Origin of the sequence: Streptomyces thermovulgaris (assembly GCF_002155915.1) — a bacterium.
In the GTDB taxonomy this organism is placed as follows: domain Bacteria; phylum Actinomycetota; class Actinomycetes; order Streptomycetales; family Streptomycetaceae; genus Streptomyces; species Streptomyces thermovulgaris.
On record NZ_MUME01000162.1, the window covers coordinates 1 to 25,290 of the forward strand.

General features: G+C 69.3%; 27 protein-coding genes, 1 tRNA gene and 2 pseudogenes. 13 read left to right on the plus strand and 17 right to left on the minus strand.

What is annotated here, in order from left to right; genetic code table 11:
* Positions 1-56 precede the first annotated feature (56 nt).
* Positions 57-227 carry a GntR family transcriptional regulator gene (locus tag CCN35_RS14745; protein WP_086792977.1) on the plus strand — a complete coding sequence of 57 codons (171 nt, stop codon included), beginning with the start codon at positions 57-59 and terminating at the stop codon, positions 225-227.
* Positions 228-351: 124 nt separating this feature from the next.
* Here the strand turns inward: CCN35_RS14745 and CCN35_RS14750 are convergent.
* From CCN35_RS14750 to CCN35_RS14765, 4 genes are all read right to left on the minus strand, one after another.
* Positions 352-423 (minus strand) — tRNA-Cys (locus CCN35_RS14750).
* A gap of 118 nt (positions 424-541) precedes the next feature.
* Positions 542-928 (minus strand): VOC family protein, encoded by a 387-nt coding sequence (locus CCN35_RS14755; protein ID WP_086792979.1) that lies wholly within the window; start codon positions 926-928, stop codon positions 542-544.
* Complete coding sequence (locus tag CCN35_RS14760) at positions 925-1,218, minus strand: ArsR/SmtB family transcription factor (RefSeq protein ID WP_086792981.1); 294 nt, start codon at positions 1,216-1,218, stop codon at positions 925-927. The genes CCN35_RS14755 and CCN35_RS14760 overlap by 4 nt, the downstream gene beginning before the upstream one ends.
* A 164-nt stretch (positions 1,219-1,382) precedes the next feature.
* Entirely contained in the window at positions 1,383-2,327 is a 945-nt protein-coding gene (locus tag CCN35_RS14765; RefSeq protein ID WP_086792983.1) for an RNA polymerase sigma-70 factor, read from the minus strand.
* A gap of 188 nt (positions 2,328-2,515) precedes the next feature.
* Between CCN35_RS14765 and CCN35_RS14770 the strand changes: the two genes are divergently transcribed.
* A complete protein-coding gene (locus CCN35_RS14770) occupies positions 2,516-3,001 on the plus strand; it encodes a carboxymuconolactone decarboxylase family protein (RefSeq protein WP_086792985.1) in 486 nt (161 codons plus the stop codon).
* A gap of 100 nt (positions 3,002-3,101) precedes the next feature.
* Here the strand turns inward: CCN35_RS14770 and CCN35_RS14775 are convergent, their stop codons facing one another.
* Positions 3,102-4,010, minus strand: coding sequence for a LysR family transcriptional regulator (locus CCN35_RS14775; RefSeq protein WP_086792987.1), 909 nt, complete (start codon positions 4,008-4,010; stop codon positions 3,102-3,104).
* 137 nt (positions 4,011-4,147) lie between these two features.
* On the opposite strand from CCN35_RS14775, the gene CCN35_RS14780 reads away from it, so the two are divergent.
* Complete coding sequence (locus CCN35_RS14780) at positions 4,148-4,852, plus strand: type 1 glutamine amidotransferase domain-containing protein (RefSeq protein ID WP_086792989.1); 705 nt, start codon at positions 4,148-4,150, stop codon at positions 4,850-4,852.
* A 743-nt stretch (positions 4,853-5,595) separates the two neighbouring features.
* On the opposite strand, the gene CCN35_RS14790 is transcribed toward CCN35_RS14780, so the two are convergent.
* The gene (locus CCN35_RS14790) at positions 5,596-6,342 is read right to left on the minus strand and encodes an HNH endonuclease (RefSeq protein WP_086793022.1); all 747 of its coding nucleotides are present in this window, start codon (positions 6,340-6,342) and stop codon (positions 5,596-5,598) included.
* Positions 6,343-6,500: 158 nt separating this feature from the next.
* On the opposite strand from CCN35_RS14790, the gene CCN35_RS14795 reads away from it, so the two are divergent.
* Entirely contained in the window at positions 6,501-7,724 is a 1,224-nt protein-coding gene (locus tag CCN35_RS14795) for a DNA cytosine methyltransferase (protein ID WP_086792993.1), read from the plus strand.
* Here the strand turns inward: CCN35_RS14795 and CCN35_RS14800 are convergent, their stop codons facing one another.
* The 3 genes from CCN35_RS14800 to CCN35_RS14810 are packed head-to-tail and all read right to left on the minus strand — an operon-like array spanning position 7,725 to position 9,967.
* Positions 7,725-8,222 carry a very short patch repair endonuclease gene (locus CCN35_RS14800; RefSeq protein ID WP_086792995.1) on the minus strand — a complete coding sequence of 166 codons (498 nt, stop codon included), beginning with the start codon at positions 8,220-8,222 and terminating at the stop codon, positions 7,725-7,727.
* 13 nt (positions 8,223-8,235) lie between these two features.
* Positions 8,236-8,994 (minus strand): NgoMIV family type II restriction endonuclease, encoded by a 759-nt coding sequence (locus tag CCN35_RS14805; RefSeq protein ID WP_086792997.1) that lies wholly within the window; start codon positions 8,992-8,994, stop codon positions 8,236-8,238.
* A gap of 1 nt (position 8,995) precedes the next feature.
* Positions 8,996-9,967, minus strand: a complete 972-nt coding sequence (locus CCN35_RS14810; protein WP_086792999.1) for a NaeI family type II restriction endonuclease — start codon at positions 9,965-9,967, stop codon at positions 8,996-8,998.
* Positions 9,968-10,775: 808 nt separating this feature from the next.
* On the opposite strand from CCN35_RS14810, the gene CCN35_RS14815 reads away from it, so the two are divergent.
* The gene (locus CCN35_RS14815) at positions 10,776-11,111 is read left to right on the plus strand and encodes a hypothetical protein (protein WP_086793001.1); all 336 of its coding nucleotides are present in this window, start codon (positions 10,776-10,778) and stop codon (positions 11,109-11,111) included.
* A 98-nt stretch (positions 11,112-11,209) separates the two neighbouring features.
* Entirely contained in the window at positions 11,210-11,419 is a 210-nt protein-coding gene (locus CCN35_RS28060) for a hypothetical protein (protein WP_143631554.1), read from the plus strand.
* Between the two features lie 125 nt (positions 11,420-11,544).
* Here CCN35_RS28060 and CCN35_RS14820 read toward each other — a convergent pair whose 3' ends face one another.
* Both CCN35_RS14820 and CCN35_RS14825 read right to left on the minus strand, forming a co-directional pair.
* The gene (locus CCN35_RS14820; protein ID WP_211285523.1) at positions 11,545-13,194 is read right to left on the minus strand and encodes a serine/threonine-protein kinase; all 1,650 of its coding nucleotides are present in this window, start codon (positions 13,192-13,194) and stop codon (positions 11,545-11,547) included.
* A 266-nt stretch (positions 13,195-13,460) separates the two neighbouring features.
* Positions 13,461-14,360, minus strand: coding sequence for a LysR substrate-binding domain-containing protein (locus CCN35_RS14825; protein WP_067388232.1), 900 nt, complete (start codon positions 14,358-14,360; stop codon positions 13,461-13,463).
* Positions 14,361-14,536: 176 nt separating this feature from the next.
* On the opposite strand from CCN35_RS14825, the gene CCN35_RS14830 reads away from it, so the two are divergent.
* Entirely contained in the window at positions 14,537-15,547 is a 1,011-nt protein-coding gene (locus CCN35_RS14830) for an aldo/keto reductase (RefSeq protein ID WP_086793003.1), read from the plus strand.
* Positions 15,548-15,620: 73 nt separating this feature from the next.
* Here CCN35_RS14830 and CCN35_RS14835 read toward each other — a convergent pair whose 3' ends face one another.
* Together CCN35_RS14835 and CCN35_RS14840 are read right to left on the minus strand one after the other, a co-directional pair.
* Entirely contained in the window at positions 15,621-16,409 is a 789-nt protein-coding gene (locus tag CCN35_RS14835) for an aminoglycoside adenylyltransferase family protein (protein ID WP_086793005.1), read from the minus strand.
* 144 nt (positions 16,410-16,553) lie between these two features.
* On the minus strand, positions 16,554-17,594 hold the full coding sequence (locus tag CCN35_RS14840) for an SEC-C metal-binding domain-containing protein (RefSeq protein WP_086793007.1): 1,041 nt from the start codon (positions 17,592-17,594) through the stop codon (positions 16,554-16,556).
* A 170-nt stretch (positions 17,595-17,764) separates the two neighbouring features.
* On the opposite strand from CCN35_RS14840, the pseudogene CCN35_RS29470 reads away from it, so the two are divergent.
* Both CCN35_RS29470 and CCN35_RS14850 read left to right on the plus strand, forming a co-directional pair.
* A pseudogene (locus CCN35_RS29470) lies at positions 17,765-18,079 on the plus strand (DUF6412 domain-containing protein); the annotation flags it as partial.
* A 146-nt stretch (positions 18,080-18,225) separates the two neighbouring features.
* Positions 18,226-18,906, plus strand: a complete 681-nt coding sequence (locus tag CCN35_RS14850; RefSeq protein ID WP_086793026.1) for a YidC/Oxa1 family membrane protein insertase — start codon at positions 18,226-18,228, stop codon at positions 18,904-18,906.
* A gap of 70 nt (positions 18,907-18,976) precedes the next feature.
* Here CCN35_RS14850 and CCN35_RS14855 read toward each other — a convergent pair whose 3' ends face one another.
* The 3 genes from CCN35_RS14855 to CCN35_RS14865 all read right to left on the minus strand — a co-directional run bounded on the left by CCN35_RS14855 (position 18,977) and on the right by CCN35_RS14865 (position 21,583).
* Positions 18,977-19,882 carry an LLM class F420-dependent oxidoreductase gene (locus tag CCN35_RS14855; RefSeq protein WP_086793009.1) on the minus strand — a complete coding sequence of 302 codons (906 nt, stop codon included), beginning with the start codon at positions 19,880-19,882 and terminating at the stop codon, positions 18,977-18,979.
* Between the two features lie 127 nt (positions 19,883-20,009).
* Positions 20,010-20,516 (minus strand): heme-degrading domain-containing protein, encoded by a 507-nt coding sequence (locus tag CCN35_RS14860; protein ID WP_086793011.1) that lies wholly within the window; start codon positions 20,514-20,516, stop codon positions 20,010-20,012.
* On the minus strand, positions 20,513-21,583 hold the full coding sequence (locus CCN35_RS14865; RefSeq protein WP_086793013.1) for a Gfo/Idh/MocA family oxidoreductase: 1,071 nt from the start codon (positions 21,581-21,583) through the stop codon (positions 20,513-20,515). Before CCN35_RS14865 ends, CCN35_RS14860 begins: the two co-directional genes overlap by 4 nt.
* Before the next feature lie 87 nt (positions 21,584-21,670).
* Between CCN35_RS14865 and CCN35_RS14870 the strand changes: the two genes are divergently transcribed.
* From CCN35_RS14870 to CCN35_RS14885, 4 genes are all read left to right on the plus strand, one after another.
* A complete protein-coding gene (locus CCN35_RS14870) occupies positions 21,671-22,804 on the plus strand; it encodes an ROK family transcriptional regulator (RefSeq protein WP_086793016.1) in 1,134 nt (377 codons plus the stop codon).
* 175 nt (positions 22,805-22,979) lie between these two features.
* On the plus strand, positions 22,980-23,339 hold the full coding sequence (locus CCN35_RS14875; RefSeq protein WP_086793018.1) for a DUF1737 domain-containing protein: 360 nt from the start codon (positions 22,980-22,982) through the stop codon (positions 23,337-23,339).
* Positions 23,336-24,064 (plus strand): SDR family oxidoreductase, encoded by a 729-nt coding sequence (locus CCN35_RS14880; RefSeq protein ID WP_086793020.1) that lies wholly within the window; start codon positions 23,336-23,338, stop codon positions 24,062-24,064. Before CCN35_RS14875 ends, CCN35_RS14880 begins: the two co-directional genes overlap by 4 nt.
* Before the next feature lie 154 nt (positions 24,065-24,218).
* Positions 24,219-24,998 (plus strand): HAD-IIA family hydrolase, encoded by a 780-nt coding sequence (locus tag CCN35_RS14885; RefSeq protein WP_067388256.1) that lies wholly within the window; start codon positions 24,219-24,221, stop codon positions 24,996-24,998.
* Between the two features lie 13 nt (positions 24,999-25,011).
* On the opposite strand, the pseudogene CCN35_RS14890 reads toward CCN35_RS14885, so the two are convergent.
* A pseudogene (locus CCN35_RS14890) lies at positions 25,012-25,290 on the minus strand (HAD hydrolase-like protein); the annotation flags it as partial.

Sequence of the window (25,290 nt, forward strand, 5' to 3'; positions counted from 1 at the left end):
CAGCCGAGTTCGCCCAGCGATGGAGGAGCCAACACCAACCGCAGCTCTCATAACGGGTGGACCACCAAACGGGGTCCGGTCATGAGCGCTTCCCCGCTGTGAACGAGCTGGCGAGCGAGCTGGACGTGGCCCCTTCGACGGTGCAGAAGGCGGTGGCCGCCCTGCGGAAGGAGGGACGGCTCTACACCGTGCTGGGCCAGGGCTCGTTCGTAAAGGGCGACGAATGACAAAGGGCTGGTGAGGGACGTTCCCCACCAGCCCTCCGCTGTGCGCGCGCCGGCCGGCGCGCCTGTGCCTGTGGCTTCCCCCGTTCAGGGGCCACAGGGCCCGAAGCGTGTAGCCGCGGCTCAGAGGCCGTGGCGGGAATCGAACCCGCGTAACTCGCTTTGCAGGCGAGTCCCTGAACCACTCGGGCACACGGCCGTATGAAACGACCGTACGAGCGGGGGTCGACCGGCTCAAGAGCAGAACGGGGGACGCAATCCGACTGCCATGTGCCGTTCATGTTCGGCGGCGGTCGGCCGCCGCGCCGGGCCCGCGTCTACGCGTACTGGGCGATCTGGATCAGGTTGCCGCAGGTGTCGTCGAGCACCGCCGTGGTGACCGGGCCCAGTTCCAGCGGCTCCTGGGTGAACCGCACCCCGAGTTTGCGCAGCCGGTCGAACTCCGCGTGCACGTCGTCCACGGCGAAGGAGGTGGCCGGGATGCCGTCCGCGGCCAGCGCCTCCTTGTACGGCTTCACCGCGGGGTGGCTGTCGGGCTCCAGCACCAGTTCGGTGCCGTCCGGGTCCTCCGGTGAGACCACGGTCAGCCACCGGTGCTCGCCGAGCGGGACCTCGGTCTTCTTCACAAAGCCCAGGACCTCGGTGTAGAAGCGCAGGGCCTTGTCCTGGTCGTCGACGAAAACGCTGGACAGGTTGATTCTCATGGGGTGTTCTCCCGCGCATCGGGTCTGAGCCACCGGGTCACGATGCGCTCGAGCGGTTCGGTGTTCAGGTCGTGGAACTTGTAGCGGCCCTGGCGCCGGGTCCGGACCAGGTCCGCGGCCTCCAGCACGGCGAGGTGCTGGCTGATCGCCTGGCGGGACAGCCCCAGACCGTGCTTGGTCGCCAGCCGTGCGCAGATCTCGAACAGGGACTGGCCGTCCCGTTCCACCAGCTCGTCGAGGATGCGCCGACGGGTGGGGTCGGCCAGCGCCTTGAAGACATCGTCCGCCACGGCCCCAGCATAGGCAAGTGAATACTTGCATGACGAGGAGGCGGCCGGAAGTTCTCGCGTCGGTGCGGCTCGCGGGTGGCGCACCGGCGGCTGGGGCCGCCTCCGTCTTCCGTCCCGTTTCCCCGTTTTCGACCTGTTCCCAGGTCGTTCTCAAGAGACCGGGCTCAGCGGCGCAGGGCGGTCTCCCGCTGCATGTGCGACAGCTTCGCGGGGTTGCGCACGGAGTAGAGCCCGGTGATGAGGCCGTCGTCCATGCGGACCGTCACGACGGAGTCGAGCACGCCGTCGAGCTGGACGAGCAGCGCCGGGTGGCCGTTGACCTGCGCCGACCGCAGCGACACCGTGGCGGCGATCCTGCTCAGTCCGCCGATCAGCAGGCGGCCCACCTTGTCGGCCCCCACGACGGGCCGCAGAACGGCCTGCTTGACCCCGCCGCCGTCCCCCAGGAGGACCACATCCGGTGCGAGGATGTCGAGCAGGCTCTGCAGATCGCCCGTCTCCAGCGCCCGCCGGAAGGCGTCGAGCGCCTCCTGGGTCTCGGCCGGGGAGACGGCTCCGCGCGGCCGGCGCGCCGCGACATGGGCCCGTGCCCGGTGCGCGATCTGACGGACCGCGGCCTGGCTCTTGCCGACGGCCTCCGCGATCTCGTCGTACCCGAGGGCGAACACCTCGCGCAGCACGAACACCACCCGCTCGGTCGGCGTGAGCGTCTCCAGCACCAGCATCATCGCCATCGAGACGCTGTCGGCCAGCTCGACGTCGTCGGCCACGTCGGGCGTGGTGAGCAGCGGCTCGGGCAGCCAGGAGCCGACGTAGGACTCCTTGCGGCGGCCGAGCGTGCGCAGCCGGTCCAGCGCCTGGCGCGTGGTGATCCGGATCAGGTACGCACGCGGGTCGTGCACCGTGCCGAGGTCGACACCCGACCACCGCAGCCAGGTCTCCTGCAGGACGTCCTCCGCGTCGACGGCCGAGCCGAGCATCTCGTAGGCGACGGTGAACAGCAGGTTGCGATGAGCGATGAACGCCTCGGTGGCCCGGTCCGTGCGTCCGCCGCCGGCGAGCCGTCCGGCCGTCGTGTTCCGCGCGCGCTCGCCGTACTCGCTCTTCACCGGCTGCTCCCGCCTGTCCGCTCCCGACGATCCCACGCGCACAAGACGTCGCTCCCCGCGGCTTTGTGACACCCACGGGAAGTGGCATGTGTCACATGGATGCTCCGTCACGGGAAGCGGGCCGCCGACGTCTCGTGGTCGTCCGGTGCACCGCCAGGAGGTGCACCACCACGAGTGAGGACGATGTCATGGACACCCGGTTCCATCTGTTCGACAACGCGCTCGCCAGTACGTTCGCCAAGCGGTTCGCCCAGGCCGCCCTGGTGATCCATCAGTCGTCGCTGCCGAGGGCCACACGAGAGCTGGTGACACTGCGCGTCAGCCAGATCAACGGCTGCGGTGCCTGCGTCGACATGCACACCAAGGAGGCCACGGCCGCCGGGGAGAGCTCGGTGCGGCTCCACCTGGTCGCCGCCTGGCGCGAGTCCAGCGTGTTCACCGAGGCCGAGCGGGCCGCGCTGGCGTTCGCCGAGGAGGGCACCCGGCTCGCCGACGCCCACCAGGGCGTGTCCGACGAGACCTGGGCCCAGGTGCGCAAGCACTACGACGACGACCAGCTCGCCGCGCTGATCTGCCTGGTCGCCCAGGCCAACGCCGCCAACCGGATCGGTGTGATCGCTGGCCAGAAGGGCGGCTCCTACGAGCCCGGCACGTTCGCCACCATGTTCAGCTGACCGGCAGCCCGAGGAGGGACGTCCGGCCCTGGTCCGGGACCACCCGACCCGGGCCGGACGCCCGCGGGGCCGGCACCGGCGCCCCCTGTGAGACGGGGGTTCACAGGGGGCCCCAGGTGGTGGCCTGGTCGAGGAGCCGGCGGTGGACGAGCTGGACGACGGGCTGGGCGGGGCCGGAGCGGGTGACCAGGTAGAGGGTGTTGAGCGGCAGGACCTGGGGGCGGTGCAGCTGTTCCAGGGAACCGGCGTTCAGGGCGGGTTCGGCCAGATAGCGGGGGAGGACCGAGATGCCCGCGTCGGCGATCACGGCCGCGAGCACCGCCCGCAGGTCGGGCACCAGGACGGAGACGGGGTTGGGCGGGCGGCGGTTGAACTCGCTTCGCCAGTACCGGCGGATGATGGGCAGTTCCTCGGCGTACGCCACCAGCGGCAGGTGGGCGAGGGCCGCGACGGGGTCCTCGGCGAGGAGCTGCGGATCGATGGACCTGGCCGCGGTCGGGGTGCCCACGAGCACGAACTCCTCGTCCACGTAGGGCGTCGCGGCCAGGCCGCGCAGCTTCGCCGGTGGCCGGACGGAGGACACCACCAGGTCCAGCTCCCCGTCGGCGAGGGAGTCGAGCAGCGGTTCGGCGAGGTCGAGGGTGATGCGCAGACGCAGGCCGCGGCGGGTGAGAGGAGCGAGTGCGGGCAGCAGGCGGGCCGCGGTGAACTCGCCTGGCGCGCCGAGTCGCACGGTGCCCTGGCAGGCCTGTTCGTCGGCCTCCTCGGCCAGCGTGCGGCGCAGGCCGTCCAGGTGCGGGCCGATCCGGCGGGCGAGCTCGTGCGCTCGGGCGGTGGGGTGGGCGCCGGTGCGGGACCGGGTGAACAAGGTGTCGCCGAGCTGCTCCTCCAGCCGGGCGAGCTGTCCGCTGACGGCGGGCTGGGACAGGCCCAGTGCGGTGGCGGCGGCGGTCAGCGAGCCCCGGCGGTAGATCTCCAGGAAGGTCACCAGCAGATCGAGGTCCGGCACGCAAGCCACCTTACATAAGAAAGCTTATGGATCGGTCGTGGTGCCAGTGCGGATCTGATGAAGACTGAACGGGGCGTCACCCCAGGGGTGTCACCCCGATTCACGTCCCCGCACGAGAAGAGTCGAAGAGTCACACCATGGCGAAGATCCTGATGATCATCTCGGCCGCCGACACCCTCACCCTGGCCGATGGCACCGCCCACCCCGCCGGTTACTGGGCCGAGGAGGTCGTCGCCTCGCACAAGGTGCTGGTCGAAGCCGGGCACCAGGTGGACATCGCCACTCCCGGCGGCGTCCGCCCGACCGTCGACGCGATCTCGCTGGACGAGCGCGGCGGCGTCGATCCCGCCGACGGCGCCGCCTTCAAGGCGTACTTGGAGTCCATCGAGGCGGACCTCGCCTCCCCGCTCGACCTGGCCGCCGTCCGCGCCGCCGACTACGACGCCCTCTACCTGCCCGGCGGCCACGCACCGATGACCGACCTGGCCGGCAACCCCGAGCTCGGCGCCCTGCTCGCCGAGGCCGACGAACGCGGCACGGTCATCGCCGCTCTGTGCCACGGCGTCGCCGCCCTGCTCAGCGCCGAGCGTGCGGACGGCACCTTCCTCTTCGCCGGCCGCAGCCTCACCAGCTTCACGAACGACGAGGAGCGCCAGGGCGGACTCGGCGACGCGGTGCCGTGGCTGGTCGAGACCCGCCTCGCCGAGCGCGGCGCGGACCTGAAGACCGGCGCCCCCTGGTCCGACACCGTGATCGTCGACGGCAACCTGATCACCGGCCAGAACCCGCAGTCCAGCGTCACCACCGCCCAGCAGGTCCTCGCCGCCCTCAAGGACGCCTGACCCTCCGGGCGGGCAAGAACCCGACACCAGCCGGCCCGCCGCGACCACAGCCGCGGCGGGCCGGTGTCCGGGCCGAGAGAGTCCCGCAGAGGGAGGACTGCCGAGTTCCAGCGCGAGCCGTTTCTTCTTGATGCTGGTGCCTTGTGGCCATGTACGGTCAACCGCAGAGACGTCCCATGGGATAGGACCATCATGCGCAACTGGTTACGGGCAGCGGTCTTGGCATCAGCTCTGCTCCTGCTCGGGCTGGTCGTATGGCCCGCGGCCGAGACCCTGAAGAGCAGCGGGCCCGACGTCACGGTCCACAACGACCCGGCAACGCCACAGGAAAGGGCCGGGTTCCGCGAGGCGCTGCAGTACCGGGAGAAGACAGGCACGTGGCCATGTCCCGAGAGCGGCTACCCACCACAGCAGCCGGCGCAGGGTCAGGAGGGCGTGTCGGACCTGGTACACCACGCCGGGCCTGACGACTACGACTGCCTGACACAGGGCGACCGGCGATAGACAGGACTGGCCTCAGCTGCCGTACTTTCCAACCCCCCGGCCGGAACGCGCTGTACACGCTGGCGCGTATACGTTGTGCTTGGACGAGCAGAGGTACTCGTCGGCACTGTCCTCGCAGCGGGTGGGAGGCTGCTCTCAGGGGAGCAGAACCTCACTCGCAAGCGAGTTAGGGGTGGTGCGTACCAGCCATGGGGTTTGTCCACGCTACCGCCGGTACGGCGATATCAGACTAAGGCGGCTTAAGGGGTGTTTGCGGCGGATTTCTGCATCAGCTTCCGCAGCGCATCGGGGGTCCGCCAGGATTCGCCCGGAAGGCTCCTGTGGCACATGCGGTGGCAGTTAGCGCACAAGCAAGCGAGATCGTCCAGCCGGGTCTCGCGACTGCCTGATGCGTGGAGGGGAGTGATGTGGTGCACCTCGATGTAGTCCTGCCCCAGACTGCCGTATACACGGGCGAAATCGAAGCCGCACACCTCGCAACTGAGAGAACGCTGGCTCCGCTGTACCTGCTTGATCTTTAGCATGCGGAGCTTCGGGTCTCGCTCGCGGACGAGCGCCCGGCGCACGAGCAGGCGCCCCTCGATGGCTGTGTGTCCAGAGTCATCAAGCTCATCAGGCTGCGGGGGGAGGCGCTGCAGCTCACCCGAGCCTATTCCTTCCTCGATGGCTTGAGCGGCCTGGAGCATCTCGGCTTCCCGGTGAGTAAAGGCATCGATCATGAGCCGCGTGAGCTTGCCGCAGCGGGTGGCCTTGCCGGCGTACGACTCGTGGTTCGTCATGAAGTCTGCGCTCTTGCGGCTAACGCTGCCGGGCGACCGGAAGCTGGGCAGGGCGAGAGCCTCGGGGCCATGGATTGGCAACGAGCGGAGCAAATCAGACAACTCTTGCACCGCGCGGTCCTCAGTCCGGAGCTCACGCCAGCCGTTCTTCACGACAAGCGCTCCAACAAGCACAAGCTCGTCCTCAGTCCACTCAGGCACCCGCATGAGCAATATCGTATGAGCCTTCGGTGTGGCGGGGTGCGTTCAGTGAAGCGCGGGACGTGCTGCACACTTGGTGAGGTCCCGTTGTCAGTGGGGTCTGTCACCCTCAGTGAGGGTGGACTGCAAGATGAGTCTGCCGCTGTACGGCCGTAAGGAGGGGCATGACCCACGCTAAGGAATCGGAGCACACCAGCACGGTGACGGAGCCTGAGTTCACGTCGATCGAGATCTGTGCTGGGGCCGGTGGACAGGCGATCGGTCTGCATCAGGCGGGCTTTAGGCATCTGGCTCTCGTAGAGCTCGATGAACACGCAGTCAAGACACTCAAGCTGAACATTGAAAACCACAGGCTCTGGGCGTGGGAAAGACAGCACTGCGACCTTCTGCCGCCGACTGACGTCAAGAAATTCGACCCTTACCGGGACCTGCGCAAGAGTGCAGGCATCCTGAAGCAGCATGGCTTGGACCTCCTAGCAGGAGGCGTGCCCTGCCCGCCGTTCTCTCATGCGGGAAAACAGCTGGGCAAGGATGACGAGCGAGACCTGTTCCCGGATATGTTGAATTTGGTCGAGGATCTGAGACCGCGAGCTGTGATGATTGAAAACGTTCGCGGGATCATGGACCCGAAGTTTTCGGATTACCGTGACTGGATCAAGGCGCGTCTCCAGAGCGGATGGTACCGCAGGGATGACGGGCAAATGGTCTATGAAGAGGGCCTCGGCTACACTGTCTGCAAGTGGGACATTCTGGAGGCCAGTGATTTCGGTGTGCCGCAGCTTCGTCCCCGTGCCATCCTTGTCGCTTTCCGGAACGACGTCATCGAGGACCTCAAGTACGAGTGGCCTACGGCTACACATGAAGAACCTGTCAGTGTTGCAGAGAGCCTTCTGCCGTCTATGGAAGAGAGGTTCAAGCCGTACTTTGAGGGAGTCCATGCAGAGAGGGCCCGTCAGGCCTTTGACCGGTGGCTGAGAAAAGCACGAGAACGCGATGCTGAGTTGAGAGAGAAGGGCGGGGCTGGCATCGCTCCTACACTCGTCGGCGGTTCTAAGAAGCACGGAGGTGCAGATCTCGGGCCTAGTCGGGCTAAAGCAGCTTGGAAGCAGCTCGGTATTTCTGGCATGGGCGTGGCTAATGATATCGAGACCTGCGCTAGGAAGCAGACCGAAGAGCGCGATCTTTTCGGCCCTGATGGTCCGATGCTTACCGTACGGCAGGCCGCAATCATCCAAGGTTTTCCGCCGGAGTGGAATTTTTCGGGCGGAAAGACTGCGCAATACCGGCAAGTGGGAAATGCTTTCCCGCCGCCGGTAGCCAAAGCTGTTGGTGAGTCGATTGTCGACGTGCTGAGGGCAGCGCGGGAGCGCGACCAGAAGCAGGGGTAATCAGCTGCTCGCTTTACCTTTCCGGAGCGCAGTCCGACGCTTTTCGACCTCCGCAGCAATCCGTGCAGCGCAGTCTTCTGACGGTTCATGTTCCCAGAACCGAAGTACCGTCCAGCCGGCCTCTTTGAGCCGCTGATCAGTGTCTCGGTCGCGGGCTATGTTCCGAGCGATTTTGTCTGACCAGTAGCCCGGATTGGTCTTCGGTGGTACGTAATGCTCAGGGCAGCCATGCCAGTAGCAGCCGTCGATAAACACGGCCACCTTCGCCGGACCGAAGACCATGTCGGCGGTCCGGCGAAGGCCCGGAAGAGGTTTAGCAGCGACTCTGTAACGAAGACCTCGGGCATGCACCAGCCTGCGGATGAGCCACTCGGGCTTGGTGTCCCGGTTCCGGATAGCCTGCATGTTCCGGCGGCGGGCTGCGGAAGAAGCCCAGGAGCCTGCTGGCGGGGACCATGCACTCTCCGGCTCGGCCGGAGGATCTGACGAGATACTCATGACGCTCTGAGTCTTACCAGGTCGCTAGCGTGGAGGCGAGTTCCTCGTAGGGACGGAGGCGCCCCTGACTGATCAACTCAGCGAGATCGCTCTTCTGCTGCTTACTGCCGACGGCGTCTACGGCCTTCTGCAGCGCATCAAATGCGATGTGGTACACGGCGTCAACTTCCCCAGTCCCCCTGGCGATGGAGGCGATCCTGCTGGGCATTGGTTCGGCAGTTACGGTCACCAGGTGAGGGAGCCGACCGCGCCTGTGCTTGATCAGCTGAAGGAATTCATGCCGGATGTTCTGCACGCGGTCCGAGCGTATTGTCCATTTACAGGACACGGCTGCGTGTAGAAACGGGACACTGGCTGAGTTCTGCGGGTGACCGGTAATCCCTACAGTTACATCTGGCTTGATCAAGTAGTCAAGACCCAGGTCAGAACTCAGAACAGGATTTCTCTGCACGGCCTGCTTGAGCTTGCCTAGATGAGCGTATTGGGAGAAGTGGGAGATTGCCTTGCCGTGGTTTACCTTCCAGGAGCGGGAAGGGTCTGCATCCGGCAATGCATTGGTTAGATGTTCATATACTGCTCGCTCCAGTGCTGGGCCCGAGTTTTCGGGGAGCTCTGGAAGTGCAGCCCCGGGCTTGATCCCCAAGATGTCGAGGATTTTACCTGCCAGCTCTTTTGAAGGCGTGCTGCTGCTGTCTGCGCTATTGGGAACAAAATTTCCTGCTGATTTTGCTTTCTTCCAGCCAAGAAGCTGCGTCGCAAAAGGGGCGCTCATGTTAACGGGTCAAATTTTTGTGAGAGGGGAGCATGGGAGCTGTTTCAAGGGGGTCATCGTCAGTAGCTACGACCCAGGCCTGCCCATCTAGTATTACGTACGGAGCCCCGTGGTGGTGGGGGCGGCGTCTGGCAACCCGCACACTTATGAACTCACCTTCCCGTGGTGGCAGGAGCCCAAGTTGCATGGCTACAGCGCGGTGGCTTTCATAGTCACCCATGATGAGGATTCCCTCAGGTCTGAGCGCTGAACGTGAGCCTCCGTTTCCGCGTACGCGCTTCATGTAGTCCTTTTGCCGGGCTACAGTGCGCACCACATTGCGGCCTATGCGCCGTTTCTGTACCCGTCGGAATAGCTCGTTGAGGCGCTGCTGCCCGGACGTAGAACTGAAGACCGCTTTGCGGTCGGATGGGTTCATGTGGAGAAGGATGTTCTCGGGAAGTTCTGCATCGTGCCAGAGCCAGAGAATCTTGTTGCGGTGCTCTGACTTGATGGTGAGCTTTGCATCCCGGTTGGTTCCTTGATTGAGCCACTCTTCCCGTACCCGGAAGAGGCCCGCGCTCCAGCGGCTTTTGTAGTCGTCGGCCCAGACCAGCAGACAGATATGTCCTTGGGCTTCTGGTGGGATCATCCAGCCACCGAAGCGCTGCGAGTACTTGCAGTCCACCTCGATTCCGGCGATTCGGTAGTCCATCGCCTCGCCGTCAGCGAACTTGAACTCTCGCTGCAGGTTGATCTCAACCAGTGTGCCGGCGTGAGTCCTTTCCGTCTTGTATAGAGTCTTCCAGTCGTAGCGGCCCGTGACCTCACCGTTCAGTAGTTGATCGATGGTGTCTCGCAGTACAGTTGCGAATCGCTCACCTGATGGGTCCATTCTTGCCAGTGCCGCGTGCACTGCCTGAAGTTCAGCATCGCGCCTTACTTCCTCAGCCAGTGCAATGTTCTGTGCGGCGTGTATATCGATGGGCAGCAAGTAAATTCCTTCTGGTGTCGAGCAGCAGGCACTAGCACCATGGCTGTCCGGGGGTGCCGTACAGGCACACGCGGAAGCAGGGGTGAAGTATGCGGGCCGGGCCGGTGTGTCCGTACAGCGGCTGCCAAGCTCGAGCGGAACGGCCCTCCTGGGCGGCCCGGGTGAACGATGTGGCCGAGCAGACAGGGCGGCGGTCAGTTTCTGGCGGACGCCCTTGACGCTGTTGAGCGACCGTACTGTGCTGCTGGTCACCGGTGGTGCACCGCCAGGAGCGGCTGGTTGGGGCGAATGACGAACTCCGCCCGGTTGGGACTTTGGCGCTGATGAGGCAACGGGCTCGCTTACCGGTACGGATGGTGCGGAATCTTTTGGCCACGATCTGCCGGTGGTTGAAGCTGCAGTAGCGCTCCTCCTTGTCGCCCCAGATGCTGCATGAACCCAGTGCGCTGGTCGGTCCAGCCGACGGCCCGCGGCCTCGACCGTGTGTACCTTGGTCACGGCGGATACGGCTTGTGTGCGAACTGACGGTCGAGGCCGGTCATCGTTCCTGACCTCCTAGTTGTCGGCCGGCTTCGAAGAGTCCCAATTTTTCTGGAGCCTCATCCTGTCGGGAGACCTGTCCTCCTGCAAGGGCGTCGTACTGCGCTCGGTGGTTTCGTTTTGTTCGTGTTCGGCAACAGTGTTCGTCCGCCGGTCGTGGCGGCGGTTGGTGGTTGACAGGCCGGTGGGAGCTTACGAGGACATGACAGTTCTCTTGGTGGCTGCCAAGGCTGTGTGAGGGGGACAGGCGCCGGTGGGTGATCGGCATGTGCGGGAGATGCTGCGGCGGATGGAGGGCGGAGGGCCCGTCGAGCTCTCCCCCTTCATGGCGACGACGAAGAAGTTTGCGCAACTTGCCTTCATCGCCCAGCAGTTCGGGTACGAGTACGTGGACATCCGGCAGGCTGAGGGCAGGTATGTGATGTTGCTCGTGCCCGACCCCAGTCCGCAGGCTCGTGCACGGGCCGCGCAGAGCCGGGAACGGTACCCGGACGCGGCACGCGGGGGTGCGCTGCCGCCCCTCGACCCCGAAGCGGTCGAGCCCTTCAGGCCCGCATCACGTTCGACATCTCCGCCAGGCACACCGACAAGCAGTGGATCCTGATCGCGGGTGTCGGTGCCGTTCCGCTGGGCCTGTCCATCGACTTCGATTTCGGCTCGGGCAACACGGCCTTTGTTCTCTCCGGCATCGTCCGGGCCGCGGTGATGACCCTGCTGCCGCCCGCCGGACTTGCTCTCAATCGGCACTACAAGGCCAAGTACTCCTCGCTTCTGCAGGCCGCCGGATACACGCTGGTGACCGACCCGATGGGATGGATGCGGTATGTGCCGCCGGGTGGGCGGCTTTCCGGGCACGGCAATCCGTTCGCCGGAGAACATAGGGGCGGCTGTGCGGGGTTCGGTTGCGGCTGAGCCGTACAGCGCTTTCCGGCCGTCCTCCCCTCGGCAGCACCCCGGAGGTCGGCCGGCTGCTCGGCTTGTGTGCGGGTGGCCGTGAAGCGGTGGGAGCGGTGTTGTTCGCTGCGGTGCCGGTCCGGTCAGGAGGCCCGCCAGACTGTCAGGTCCGTCACGATGAAGCCGACCTCCGGCAGTGCGGTCGACTTCGTCTCGATGACGAGCAGCGCGATGTCCCCCGAAGGGTGTTTGACACAGATCTCGCTGCCGCTTGCCGCGGCGGCCAGCTCGACGCGACGGGAGTCGGCGTCGGTGAGGGCGTAACGGCACGAATCGAGAGTGGCCCCCGGCTTGTCGAACAGCAGGGCCATTACGCTGGTGTCGCTCTCCAGCTCGCAGCCGGCCAGCTTGCAGCCGAAGCGGATGTCCCCCTTGCGGTCTTTGCGTGTGGTTCCCTTCTTGATATCCAGCGAGTTCTCCTTGTTCAGGAATTGCGCGGGATACGGCTCGGCCAGTGGCGGCTTGGGCGTGGCGGGGGAGGGGCGCGATGCCCCGGGTGTCCTGTCATCAGCCTCTGCGGTCGGCGAGGAGGACGCCGACGGTCCCGCGGATGCTTCCGGGCCGGACGTCGGGGACGAGGCCGCGCTTCGGTGGCGGAGCCGGTCCGCCGTTTCCATGACCGTCCACGTCAGCCCCGTCAGCAGCAGCCCGCCCGCGGCCACAGCGGCGGTTGTGATCAGCGCGATGCGTCGTCGGCGGGCCCGTCGTTCCTCCGGCCCCATCGGCTGCGACTGCGGCCACCTCGGCTGCAGCGGCGCGGGCTGGTGCCCCGCCGGCTGCGGCCAGGTGGCCATCGGCATGGTGTAGGCCGGGGTGGGATCGGGGACCGGGGGCGGAACCTTTACCTCCGGTCCTGCGATCTCCCGCCAGACGGCCGGTCCTCCGCCCGCGCTGGCGTCCCCGCCCAGGCGTTGCCGGCACCACCTGACGACTTCCGCCGGGGTGGCACGCTCCTCCGGGTCGGTGGCCAGGCACCGGGCGAGCAGCGGACGGAGCTGCTCCGGCAGCAGGGACAGGTCGGGTTCGGAGTTCACGATCCGGTACAGCACGCTGACCGCGGGGCCGTCCCCGTACAGCGGCTCGCCCAGCGCCGCGAACGCCGCTGTCTGGCCGAGCGCGAAGATGTCGGTCGCCGCGGTGATCTCACCCTCGGACGCCTGCTCGGGAGCCATGAACGAGGGCGTGCCGATAGTGGCGCCCGTGGCCGTGTGCGAGGTGACGTCGGAGGCCAGCGCGATGCCGAAGTCGATTACACGCGGACCGTCGGCGGCCAGCAGGACATTCGACGGCTTCAGGTCCCGGTGCACGACTCCCGCGTCGTGAATGGCCTGCAGCGCCTCGGCCACCCCCGCCATCAGCCACAGCACCGCCGGAACCGGCAGCGGTCCGCGCCGTGCGACGACCTCGGCCAGGGAGGGCCCGGGCACGTACACCGTGGCCAGCCAGGGCGGTACGCCGTCCACATCGGCGTCGATCAGCTCGGCGGTGTAGGCGCCCCGGACCCGCCGGGCGGCGGTGACCTCCCGGCGGAACCGCCGCCGGAAGTCCGGGTCGTCGGCCAGCTCCGGCCGTACCACCTTGATCGCCACCGGCCGGCCGCCCTGCGTGTGCGACAGGTAGACCCGGCCCATGCCCCCCGCGCCGAGCCGGGCGGCGAGACGGTAACCGCCCACCACGGGCGGATCGTCCGCCTGCAGCGGCTGGAACACCTCCGTCGCATCCGCGTTGTTCACCGGTCTCTGCCCCCCTGATTCCCGACCCCGTGCTCTGACTGGTTGCCGACAAGCAGCACCCTAAAGGTTTTGAAGAGGACATGATCATGTGGTTTGGAGCGGACGGCCGGTTCGGGCGGTCGTGTTCCTCGTCCTCCGGTTCCTCTCTTCCGGTTCCTCTCCTTCCGGTGGTGGCCGTTGGAGGGGGCGGAGGCGGGGCGGTTTCCCGCGTGTCCCGGTGATCTCCGCTCCGGCAGACTGTCGGGCACGGCGAGGGCGACGGTCCGTCAGGCGGCTTCGCCCGCGCGCAGGACGGTGGCGCGGAACTCCGCGACCAGGGGACGCAGATCGACCCGGTGCCATGCGGCCCACAGCTGAACGCGGGTCTCGTGCCAGGGAAGTTCGCGCACCGCGACTTCCTCGGTGGTGGCGTGGGCCATGCTCTTCTGCACGAGGGCGAAGCCGAGTCCGGAGGCGACCAGGCCGAGCGCGGTCAGGGGCTCGGCGGCCTCCAGGCGGATGTCGGGCGTGAAGCCGGCCGCGGTGCAGGTGGCGATGAACGTGTCCCGCCAGGCGGGGTCCTGGGTGTTCTCGATGGCGATCCACGGCCGGCCGTCGAGGTCTTCGGGGGTCACCTTCTCCTGGTCGGCGAGTGGATGCCCCGCGGGCAGGGCGAGGAGCAGCGGGTCCTCGAGCAGGGGGGCGGCCAGCAGGTCGGGGTCGTCCGCGCCCGGGGGTTCGTGGACGAGCGCGATGTCGAGGCTGCGCTGCCGCAGGCCCTCGAACTGCTCGGCGGGCGGGAGGTTGTACAGGGCGATGTGGACGCCGGGACGTTCTCCGTGCAGGGTGCGCAGTGCGCTGGGCAGGATGCCGGTGTGCATGGCGTCCGCGACATAGCCGATGCACAGACCGCCTTCTTCTCCGCGGCCCAGCCGGCGGCCCAGGTTCTCCAGACGGTCCGCGTGCCGCAGCAGCGCGCGGGCTTCGGCCAGGAAGACCTGGCCGTCCCGGGTGAGCCGGATTCTCTGCTGACTGCGTTCGAACAGGGTGAGGCCCAGTTTCTGTTCGAGCTGTGCGATCTGACGGCTGAGCGGCGACTGGGAGATGTGCAGCCGTTCGGCGGCCCGGCCGACGTGCTCGGTCTCGGCGACGGTGACGAAGTAGTGGAGTTGCCGCAGGTCAAGCATGGTAAGACCTTTGAGGACTCAAGTATGCCCAAGTAAGTCTTGGACAGTCTCAACTGTAGCTCCTAGCGTCGAACACGTCAGGGCGACGGAACGCGCGCAAGCCGCGCAAGCCGCACAAAGCCTGAAGAGTTCATAGGGCACATCCGTCGCAATCCGTACGGCAAGGAGTTGCATCCATGTCCATCAGGTCCTTCCTGCCCGGCCGTCTGGGCTTCGGCACCGCACCGCTGGGCAACATGTTCCGGGCCATCCCCGAGGAGGAGGCCGCGGCCACCGTGAACGCCGCCTGGGAGCAGGGCGTCCGCTACTTCGACACCGCTCCCTTCTACGGTGCGGGCCTGTCCGAGATCCGGCTGGGCACGGCGCTGGCCGACCGCCCCCGCGACGAGTTCGTCCTGAGCACGAAGGTCGGCCGCGTCATCCTCGACGAGGTCGAGGACCCCTCCGCCCGTGACCTGGGCGAGAAGGGCGGGCTCTTCGCGCACGGACGCCCCAACGAGATCGTCAACGACTACTCGGCCGACGCCACGCTGCGCTCCATCGAGGACAGCCTCAAGCGGCTGAGGACGGACCGTCTCGACATCGTGTGGGTGCACGACGTCGCGCAGGACTTCTACGGCGACGAGTGGCTCGCCGCGTACGAAAGCGCCCGCACCGGTGCGTTCCGGGTGTTGCAGCGGCTCCGTGACGAAGGCGTCATCAAGGCCTGGGGGCTCGGGGTCAACCGGGTCGAGCCGCTGGAGCTGACGCTGGATCTCGACGAGCCGAAGCCGGACGCGTTCCTCCTCGCCGGCCGCTACACCCTGCTCGACCACGAGCGTGCACTGCAGCGGCTGCTGCCGGCCGCGCAGGAGCAGAACGTCGACATCGTCGTCGGCGGACCGTACAGCTCCGGTGTGCTGGCCGGGGGACAGCACTTCGAGTACCAGAAGGCCCCCGCGGGGATCGTGGCCAAGGTGGAGCGCGTCAAGGAGCTCGCACCGCAGCACGGTGTCGGCATCAAGGCGGCGGCGCTGCAGTTCTCCCTGGCGCACCCCGCGGTCGCCGCGGTCATTCCCGGCGCCTCCCGGCCGAGCCGTGTCGCGGAGGACGCCGCCGCGCTCGGCGAGAAGATCCCGGCGGCCTTCTGGGCGGCTCTGCGCGCGGAGGGGCTGATCGCTCAGGGCGCTCCCGCACCCGGCGTCTGACGCCCGCCCCGCCGGTCTCTTTGTCCCTTCGCCCCTGTGTCTCTGTGTCTCTGTATTTCTGTGTTCCTCGGTGTCAGCGGCGGGTGAGCCGGTCGATCTCGGTGAGCACCGTCTCCACGTAGGGGTGCACCTGTGCCCTCAGGTCCCGGCTCCAGTGCTCCTCGGAGTAACGGCAGGTGAGATACAGCTGTTTGGCGTGTTCCAGGACGGGACGCCGGTGCGGGGGAAGCCGGGGGAGCGCCCAGTCGGCGGCGGCGTCCTTCGGCCGGATCCCGCCGGTGGCGAGCGTGGTCCAGACACGGGCCAGGGTCAGGACGACATTGCGTGTGTCGCCGTCCAGGTCCTCGAGCAGGCCGGGGAGGCCGGCCACGCTCGACCGGGCCAGGTCGGCGGGCGGGACGCGGTCCAGTACCTCGGCCGGAGGCGGGCCGCTGACGGGGTGATCGCCGGTCAGCACCGTCGTGATCAGAAGCGCCAGGTCCGGCATCGGCTCCGGGCGGGGGAGCTCGCCCGCCTCGAATCGGTCGCGCAGCCACTCGCCGTAGAGGAAGTCACCGGTCGGCGGGAACCGCCACGGGCGGACGTCGGACTGGACGACGACCGTGAGCTCCACCGGGCGGGCCGGCTCGGGGGAACCGGAGCCGGAGATGTTCAGCAGCCCGTCGAGAAGCGCCCGCCGCTCCCGGTCGTCCATGGGCCGCCGGGAGACGACCAGGACGTCCACGTCGCTGGCCGGTTTGAGACCGCCGAGGACGAAGGACCCGTGGAGGTACGTTCCGATCGCGGTGGCCCCCAGCACCTCGTCGACCAGCTCGGCGACCTTCCGCACCTGGGCCGTCGCATGATCCGCCGCATGATTCATCGCAGCAGCATGCCCTCCGGTGCGTCCGGCCGCACCCGCGCTTCGCGGGCGGACCGCGGCGGTCGTCAAAGGGGAGTCACGGGGGAGCCGCGGGGGAGCCGCGGGGGAGCCGCGGGTGAGCCGCGGACGCAGGAGGGGCGGCCGTCAGAGGGTTCCGGAGGGATCGGCCGTTTTGTGGCACTCCCCGTACGTCCGGCCGGAGCCGCACCAGCACTCCGCGCTCCGCTGCGGCGGCCAGGCCACCGCCCGTCCGCGGGCCGCCAGCGTCGTCGCGTACTGCGGCAGCAGCGTCGCGTCGGACGGGCTCGCGCCCTCCGAGGCGGCGAAGGCCTCGTAGGAGGGGACCGTGCCGGTGACGATGCCCAGGTTCGAGGTGCCGGAGGCGGCCAGCTCCCGCAGGGAGGTCTCGATCGTCGCCAGATGGGTCTCGTGGGAGGGGTACTCCGCGGTCAGCTCGGGATAGGACGCGAGGAGTTCGGCCAGTTCCGCCTTCGGCCAGTGGAGGACCGCCACGGGGAAGGGGCGGGAGAGGGCGGCGCGGTAGGCGCCCAGTTCGGCGCGGAGGCGGGTGATCTCCGCTGCCAGTTCGGCCGGGTTCTCCGAGCCCAGGGACCAGACCCGTTTGGGGTCGTGCAGTTCGTCCAGGGAGACCGGGGAGGTGTGGAGGGTGTCGGCCAGCCGGTCCCAGGCGTCGTGGTCGGCGCCCAGCATGCGGCGTACGCGGTGACGGCCGAAGAGGAGGGGGTGGGTGGCGTACGGGGGATCCGCGGCGTCCGCGGTGTCCGTCAGCAGCAGCTCCACGCCTTCCGTGAACGTCTCGTGGGCCGCCTCCAGCTCGTCGTGGGACTCCAGGGCCTCCGCCGCGATCACCCAGGGGGCCGGGTCCCGGGGCGCCGCGGAACGGATGCCCTCGATGATCGCTCTCGCCTCCGCCTCGTGGCCGTACTCCCACAGGTTGGCGGCCTTCAGGGCCCGGACCAGGAAGGGGTTCTCCAGGGAGCCGGGGGAGGACAGCAGACGGTCGTAGAGGGCGGTCGCGGCGGGGCGGTCGCCGGACAGTTCCAGGTGGGCCGCGGCTCTGAGGAGGAGGGCCTCGGCGTCCTCGGGATACAGGTCGGCGATCCGCCGGAGGCGGGCCGCCTCGGCGGCGTGGTCGACGTTCTCGGCGGGGGTGTCGGGGCGCATGGGGGACACCGTACTGCCCGGCGGCGGCATACGGGACGGCTTCCCGCCCCGGTTTCCAAGGGCCGGGCCGGTTCTCCTCGCGTCGGCCCGAGGGGGTGAGCCGATCGAACGGCCCTGATGCAACCGGAAGTCCGCAGCCGCGCGCACAGGAGTGAGGGAGGGGAGCCGGCATGACCCGTCGCCGGATTGGTCCGCAGCTCCTCGCGCCGCTGCTGCTTCTGCTGCTGCCGGCCGCTCTGCTCGACACCGGTGGCCTCTTCACGGCCGTCGCCGTCGCGCTCGCCACGACCGCCGCGGCCGGGGCCGCGCCGATGGCCTGTGCGGCGCCGGCCGCGCGCTCCGTACCGGTCGTGACACCCACTCGGGTGCGTACGGCCATGCGTGACCGGGCCCTTCGTACGGCCTTCCTGCCGCAACGGGATCCCGACGCCGCGGGACGGAGCCGGCCCAGAGCGCCCGGGCGTGCCCTTCCGGCGACCACCGCGTGGGGCACACCACTCCGTGGGGCACACCGCCCCCCTTCACCACGTCCCGTCCTCCACCGCGTCGTGACCCTGCGCGGGTCGTCATGCCGACGTCCCTGTACGCCACGCCGTACGTCCGGCACGACGAGACCCCGGAGGGCTCACCCATGTCCGTTGTCGCCCGTCTGGTGGAGCTGCTCGCCGAGCTGCTCCAGCCGCTGTTCCACACCTTTGCCGCCGCCGCGATCGTGCTGTTCACCGCGCTCGTACGCCTGCTCCTCCTTCCCCTCTCCCTGGCCGCCGCGCGCGGGCAGAAGGCGCGGGCCGCGCTTCAGCCGAAGGCCGACGCACTGCGCAGGAAGTACCGAAGGGACCCCGAGAGGCTGCGCAGGGCCGTGCTGGAACTGCACGCCCGGGAGAAGGTGTCCCCGCTGTCGGGCTGTCTGCCCAGCCTGCTGCAACTGCCCGTCTTCTTCCTGCTCCACCACCTGTTCTCGAGCACACCGGCGGACGGCGGCGACGGGCTGCCCGGCCACCGGCTGCTGGCCGCGCCGCTCGACGGGAGGTGGACCGACGCCCTTGCACAGGGCGGGGTGTTCGGGGCCGCCGGGACGGTGTACCTGGGGCTGTTCGCGGTCGTGGGCCTGGTGGCCGCCGTCGGCTTCCTCCAGTCGAGACGGAGCCTGGCCGGGCGGAGTCCGGCCGGTGCGGGAGCCGTCGTCAGGGTGGCGCCGTTCCTGTCCTTCTTCACCCTCGTCACCGTGGCCGTGGTGCCGCCGGCCGCCGCCTTGTATGTGGTGACCAGTACGGCATGGAGCGTGGTCGAACGGGCCGTGCTCCACCGGTGAGCCGGCCGGCCCGGACCGCCCCCGTCGGGCAGCGGCAGGGGCGGTCCGGGCGGGGATCAGGGGCCGGAGGTCACTTCGCGCCCGTCTCCAGCAGGGACGCCAGCCTGCGCCACTCCTGCCGCGGCAGGGCGTCGACGGGGCCGTCGGTGATCACCTGGAGGGCCACATGGTCCGCGCCCGCCGTGTGGAACTCCTCGACGCGGTCGCGGATGCGGGACTCCTCGCCCCAGGCGACCAGCGCGTCGATCAGACGGTCGCTGCCGCCGCCGGCGATGTCGGACTCGGTGAAGCCGAGACGCAGGAAGTTGTTGGTGTAGTTCGGCAGCTCGAGGTAGGGGGCGAGGCAGGAGCGGGCCAGCGTGCGGGCGCGGGCCGGATCGGTCTCCAGGACGACCTTGAACTCCGGGGCCAGCAGGGCGGCTTCGCCCAGGACGGCGCGGGCCCGCGCGGTGTGGTCCGGGGTGACCAGGTACGGGATCGCGCCGGCCGCCCGGTCCCGGGACAGCTCCAGCATCCTCGGGCCGAGGGCGGCGAGCACCCGGCGCCCGGCGGGCACGCCGCCCTCGCCCGACCGGTCGAGCTCGTCGAGCCGGTCCAGATGGCCGACCATCGTCGTGTACGGCTTGCGGTACTGCCGCACCCGCGGACCGTGGCTCACGCCCAGGCCCAGCACGAAACGGCCGGGGTGGGCGGCTTCCAGCTCGGTGAACTCCGCCGCGGTGGTGGCGGGGTCCTGCTGCCAGATGCTCTGGATGCTGGTGGCGACGACGATCCGCCCGGTCGCCTCGATCAGCGGGGCGGCGTTGCGGGCGGTGCTGTTGCCGCCCAGCCAGACGGCTCCGTAGCCGAGCTCCTCCAGCTCGGACGCGGCCTCGGCGAGTTCACCGCGCCGGGCCGCGTCCTCCGAGCGGAGTCCGATGCTCCAGATGCCGTACCGGCCGACGGCCTCCCGCAGACGGCCCGTGGTGTCGCTCATCGGTTCGATCCCTCCGGACGGGGGTGGGTGCTGTTCTTGCTCGTCACGTGGTCCTTGATCGTCACGTGTACGGCACGTTTCCCCCGGAGGGCGTCCCGGAACCGGCCTTCGGCTTCCCCCGAGGGCACTAACGCCGTCGGGCCAGGAACCGCTCCAGTGCCTCGACCACCATCCGGTGGTCCTCCAGCTGCGGCAGGCCGGAGACCGTCACCGCGCCGATCACGCCCGCGCCCTCGACCCGGATCGGGAACGAGCCGCCGTGGGCCGCGTAGCGGTCCGGGTCCAGGCGGGAGGACTCCTCGAAGGTCGTGCCCTTGGCGCGGAAACGGGCGCCCACCAGGTAGGAGGAGGAGCCGTAGCGCTCCACCACCCGGCGTTTGCGGGCGATCCAGGCGTCGTTGTCGGGAGTGGAGCCGGGGAGGGCCGCGTGGAAGAGCTGCTGGCCGGCGCGGTGGATGTCCACGGCGACCGGGGCCTGGCGCTCGCGGGCCGTCTCCACCAGCAGACAGCCCAGCTCCCAGGCGTCGTCGTGGGTGAAGCGGGGGAGGACCAGGCGGCGCTCCTGGGCCTCCAGCTCCTCGATGCCCGGGGCCGCCTGGGGGGCGTCGGTCGTCGCGGTGCCGTCGGCCGTCACAGCGTCACCACCACACCGTCGCGGGCCGAGCGGCGGGCCGCCTCCAGGACCTCGAGCGCGGCGGCCGCCTCCAGGGCGGTCACCGGGTTCGGGGCGTTCTCGCGCAGGGCGGCGACCACGGCCGCGTAGTACGCCGGGTAGTCGCCGGGCAGGGTCGGCACGGGGCGGCCGCCGCCGGTCACCGGGGACTCGCCGGAGCCGATGCGGCCCCACAGCGCCTCGTCCTCCGTGCCCCAGCCCTCGGGGCCCGGGAGCTTCCCCGCCCGCAGCGCGTCCTCCTGCGGGTCCAGGCCGTACTTCACATAGCCCGCCCGCGAGCCCAGCACCCTGAAGCGCGGGCCGAGCTGGGCGGCCGTCGCGGAGACGTACAGGTGGGAGCGGACGCCGTTGGCATGCGTGAGCGCGATGAACGTGTCGTCGTCGGTCTCCGCGCCCTCGCGGCGGACCACCGTCTCGGCGTACACCTGGGTGACCGGGCCGAACAGGACCAGGGCCTGGTCGACCACATGACTGCCGAGGTCGTACAGAAGGCCCCCGAGCTCCGCGGGGTCGCCGGACTCCCGCCAGCCGCCCTTCGGCTTCGGCCGCCAGCGCTCGAAGCGGGACTCGAACCGCCACACCTCGCCCAGCTCGCCCTCGGCGATCAGCTTGCGCAGGGTGAGGAAGTCGTTGTCCCAGCGGCGGTTCTGGAAGACGGACAGAAGCAGACCGCGCTCCTCGGCCAGCGCCGCGAGGTCCCGCGCCTCGGCCGCCGTACCGGAGAGCGGCTTGTCCACGACCACCGGCAGACCCGCCTTCAGGGCGGTCGTGGCGAGCGGGACATGGGTCTTGTTCGGGGAGGCGACGACGATCAGGTCCAGCTCGTCGGCGCGGGCGAACAGCTCGTCGGCGGTGGCGACGATCCGGGCGTCCGGGAACTGCTCCCGGGCCTGCTCCTGACGCTGCGGATTCGAGGTGACGACCGTGTCGAGGGTCAGGCCCTCGGTCGTGGCGATCAGCGGGGCGTGGAAGACGGCGCCGGCGAGACCGTAGCCGACCAGGCCCACGCGGAGGGAGGTAGCAGTCATGGCCCCTACTTTCGCAACGCTGTTGCCGAAGTGCAAGCGCGAGGTCAGAATGGGGGCGTGAGCAGAAGGACCAGCAAGACGGGCACCGTGACGGTCCCGAGAGGCACGGGCCGTGGAACCGCCGGGGCGAATCTGCTCGCCCTGCGCAGCCACAACACCGCGCTGGTGCTCGATCTGCTGCGCGCGGCGGGCACGGAGGGGATCAGCCGGCTGGAGCTCGCCGAGCGGACCGGGCTCACCCCGCAGGCGGTCAGCAAGATCACCGCGCGGGTGCGGGAGCAGGGGCTCGCCGCGGAGGCGGGGCGGCGGGCGTCCACCGGGGGAAAGCCGCGCACGGTGCTGCGCCTGGTGCCGGAGGCGGGGCACGCGGTGGGGGTGCGCATCGACCGGGACGAGGTGCGGACGGTCGTCGTCGACCTGAACGGCACCGTGGTCGGCGAACGGAGCCGTCCGCTGGACCTGGGGGCGGGCGCGGAGGACGTCGTCGAGACGGTGGCGCTGGAGGTGGAGGGACTGCTGGGGGACGTGTCCGGCTCGCTCGGCCACGGCTTCCTCGAGTCCCTCATCGGCGTCGGGATCGCACTGCCCGGACCGCTCGACCACGGGCGCGGAGTGCTGCACCGGGTGACCGGATTCCCCGAGTGGGACGGATTTCCGCTGCGGGACGCGCTCGCACGGCGGCTCGGCCTGCCCGTGGTGGTCGACAAGGACACGAACGCCGCCGCCCTGGGACTGTCGGTCGCCGGGGAGGGCGGGTCGTTCGCGTATCTGCACCTGGGCACCGGCCTGGGAGCCGGGCTGGTGATCGGGGGACATGTGCACCGGGGCGCGCGGACGGGGGCCGGGGAGTTCGGGCACCAGGTGATCCAGCTGGACGGACCCGTGTGCGGGTGCGGGGACCGGGGATGCATCGAGGTGCTGTGCCTGACGGCCGTGGAACGGGGGGAGCTGGGGGAGGCGGCACGGGTGCTGGGAGCCGGGGCCGCGAACCTCGTGGGACTGCTGGACATCGAGCTGGTGCTGCTCGGGGGACGGACGGTGGCCGCCGCTCCGGAGGTGTTCGTGGACGGGGTGAGCGCGATGGTCGCCGCGCGGGCCCGGCGGGAGGGCATGCCGGGCGGAGCGGTGCCGGTGCGGGTCGCGCCGGGCGGGGAGCGGGGGGTCGCGGAGGGAGCGGCCCAGCTGCTTCTCGCGCCGATGTTCGGACGAGGGGACGGGTGACGGCGACGGGCCGCGCGGAGTCTTCAGGGCTTCACGGGCACCGGCGGGGCGTTTCCGCGGGCCGGCCCCGTGCGCACCCCGCCCCGGGCGGGCCGGGGCGCGGACACGGCGTACGGGCCGGGGAGGTGGCGGAGGGTCGGGTCGCCGAGGGCCGGGCGCATGACAGGCCGGGGGCATGACGACACCCCCGGACGGACTGCCCGTGTACCGCGTGCCGACCGGTCCTGACGACGCGGCGTTCTGCCACCGTGCGAGCGAGGCCCCGGCGATGGGGCACCGGCTGCACGAGGGGCCGTCGATCACGTTCGGCAAAGAGCGGGTGATCGTGGCGCAGGCGGTCGTGCGGTCCGGGCACCCGCGGACCGGGAACCGGGCCCGCCCCCGCGCACCGGCTGTCCGCAGCGGTGCCGCGGCCGGCCGGGGCCGGAGGCCGGAGGACGGCCGTCGGCCGCGGTACATGCCCCACCCACGCAGTGGCCCGTGTGCCATAGTGCGGACAGGGGCCGATGAGACCGGACGGGAGGACCTCCCATGAAATGCGCGGTCATCGGCGGCACCGGGCTGATCGGATCGAAGGTCGTCGGGAAACTGAACGCCGCCGGGCACGAGGCGGTACCGCACGCGCAGTCCACCGGAGTCGACGTCATCGGCGGCCAGGGACTGGACGAGGCGATGACGGAGGCCGATGTCGTCGTCAACCTGACGAACTCCCCGACCTTCGACGAGGCCTCCGCGGCCTTCTTCCGGACCTCCATGGACAACCTTCTGGCCGCGGCCCGGAGGGGCGGCGCCGGCCACTTCGTCATCCTCTCGATCGTCGGCGCGGACCAGGTGCCGGAGCTGGACTACTACCGGGCCAAGGTGCTCCAGGAGAACATCCTCGCGGCCGGGCCGATCCCCTACTCGATCGTCCGGGCGACACAGTTCATGGAGTTCATGGACGCCGTCCTGTCCTGGACCACCGAGGGCGACACCGTCCGGCTGCCCGCCACGCCGGTCCAGCCGATCGCCGCCGAGGACGTGGCCGACGCGGTGGCGGAGGCCGCCGTGGGCGCCCCGCTGAACGGTGTGCGCAATGTCGCCGGTCCCGAGGTCTTTCCCCTGGACGAGCTGGGCCGTACGACCCTGTCCCGCAGGGGCGACCGCCGCACCGTCGTCACCGATCCCACCGCCGGCATGTTCGCCCTCGTCAAGGGGGACGTCCTCACCGACCGGCACGCCCGCCTCGCCCCCACTCGTTACACCGACTGGCTCTCCTGAGCGCTCGGCGCACCGGCCGGCTCTCCTGGGAGCACCGGTGCGCTCTCCGCGCGGGAAGCCGGGCCCGACACTGTCCGCTGAACCGTTCCGGCAAGATCCGGACACTGGTTAGGCTGAGGACTGCCCACGCCCGCGTACGGCAGGAGACGCGCACATGGCAGACCGCAAGCCGATCGAGTCGTGGCTCACCGACATGGACGGCGTCCTCATCCACGAGGGCGTTCCGATCCCCGGTGCCGACGCCTTCCTGAAGAAGCTGCGGGAGTCGGGCCGGCCGTTCCTGGTGCTCACCAACAACTCCATCTACACCCCGCGCGACCTGCGTGCCCGGCTGATGCGCATGGGCCTGGACGTGCCGGAGAAGAACATCTGGACCTCCGCCCTGGCCACGGCGCAGTTCCTCGACGACCAGCGGCCCGGCGGCAGCGCCTATGTCATCGGCGAGGCCGGTCTGACCACCGCGCTGCACGAGATCGGCTACGTCCTGACCGACCAGGACCCCGACTTCGTGATCCTCGGGGAGACCCGGACGTACTCCTTCGAGGCCATGACGAAGGCCGTGCGCCTGATCAACGACGGCGCCCGGTTCATCGCCACCAACCCGGACAACGTGGGGCCCTCCGCCGAGGGCGCCCTGCCCGCCACCGGCTCGGTCGCCGCCCTGATCACCGCGGCGACCCGCAGGAAGCCGTACTTCGTCGGCAAGCCCAACCCGCTGATGATGCGCGCCGGACTGAATGCGATCGGCGCCCACTCGGAGACCTCCGCCATGATCGGCGACCGCATGGACACCGATGTGCTCGCGGGTCTGGAGGCCGGGATGCGGACGTTCCTGGTCCTCACCGGCGTCACCCAGGCGAAGGACATCGACAGCTATCCGTTCCGGCCGTCCCGTGTCGTCGACTCGATCGCGGATCTCGTCGAGCACATCTGACACGTCCGGCCCGCCCGGCCTCCAGACCCGCGAGCACATCGGTGTCCATGCGGTCGCCGATCATGGCGGAGGTCTCCGAGTGGGCGCCGATCGCATTCAGTCCGGCGCGCATCATCAGCGGGTTGGGCTTGCCGACGAAGTACGGCTTCCTGCGGGTCGCCGCGGTGATCAGGGCGGCGACCGAGCCGGTGGCGGGCAGGGCGCCCTCGGCGGAGGGCCCCACGTTGTCCGGGTTGGTGGCGATGAACCGGGCGCCGTCGTTGATCAGGCGCACGGCCTTCGTCATGGCCTC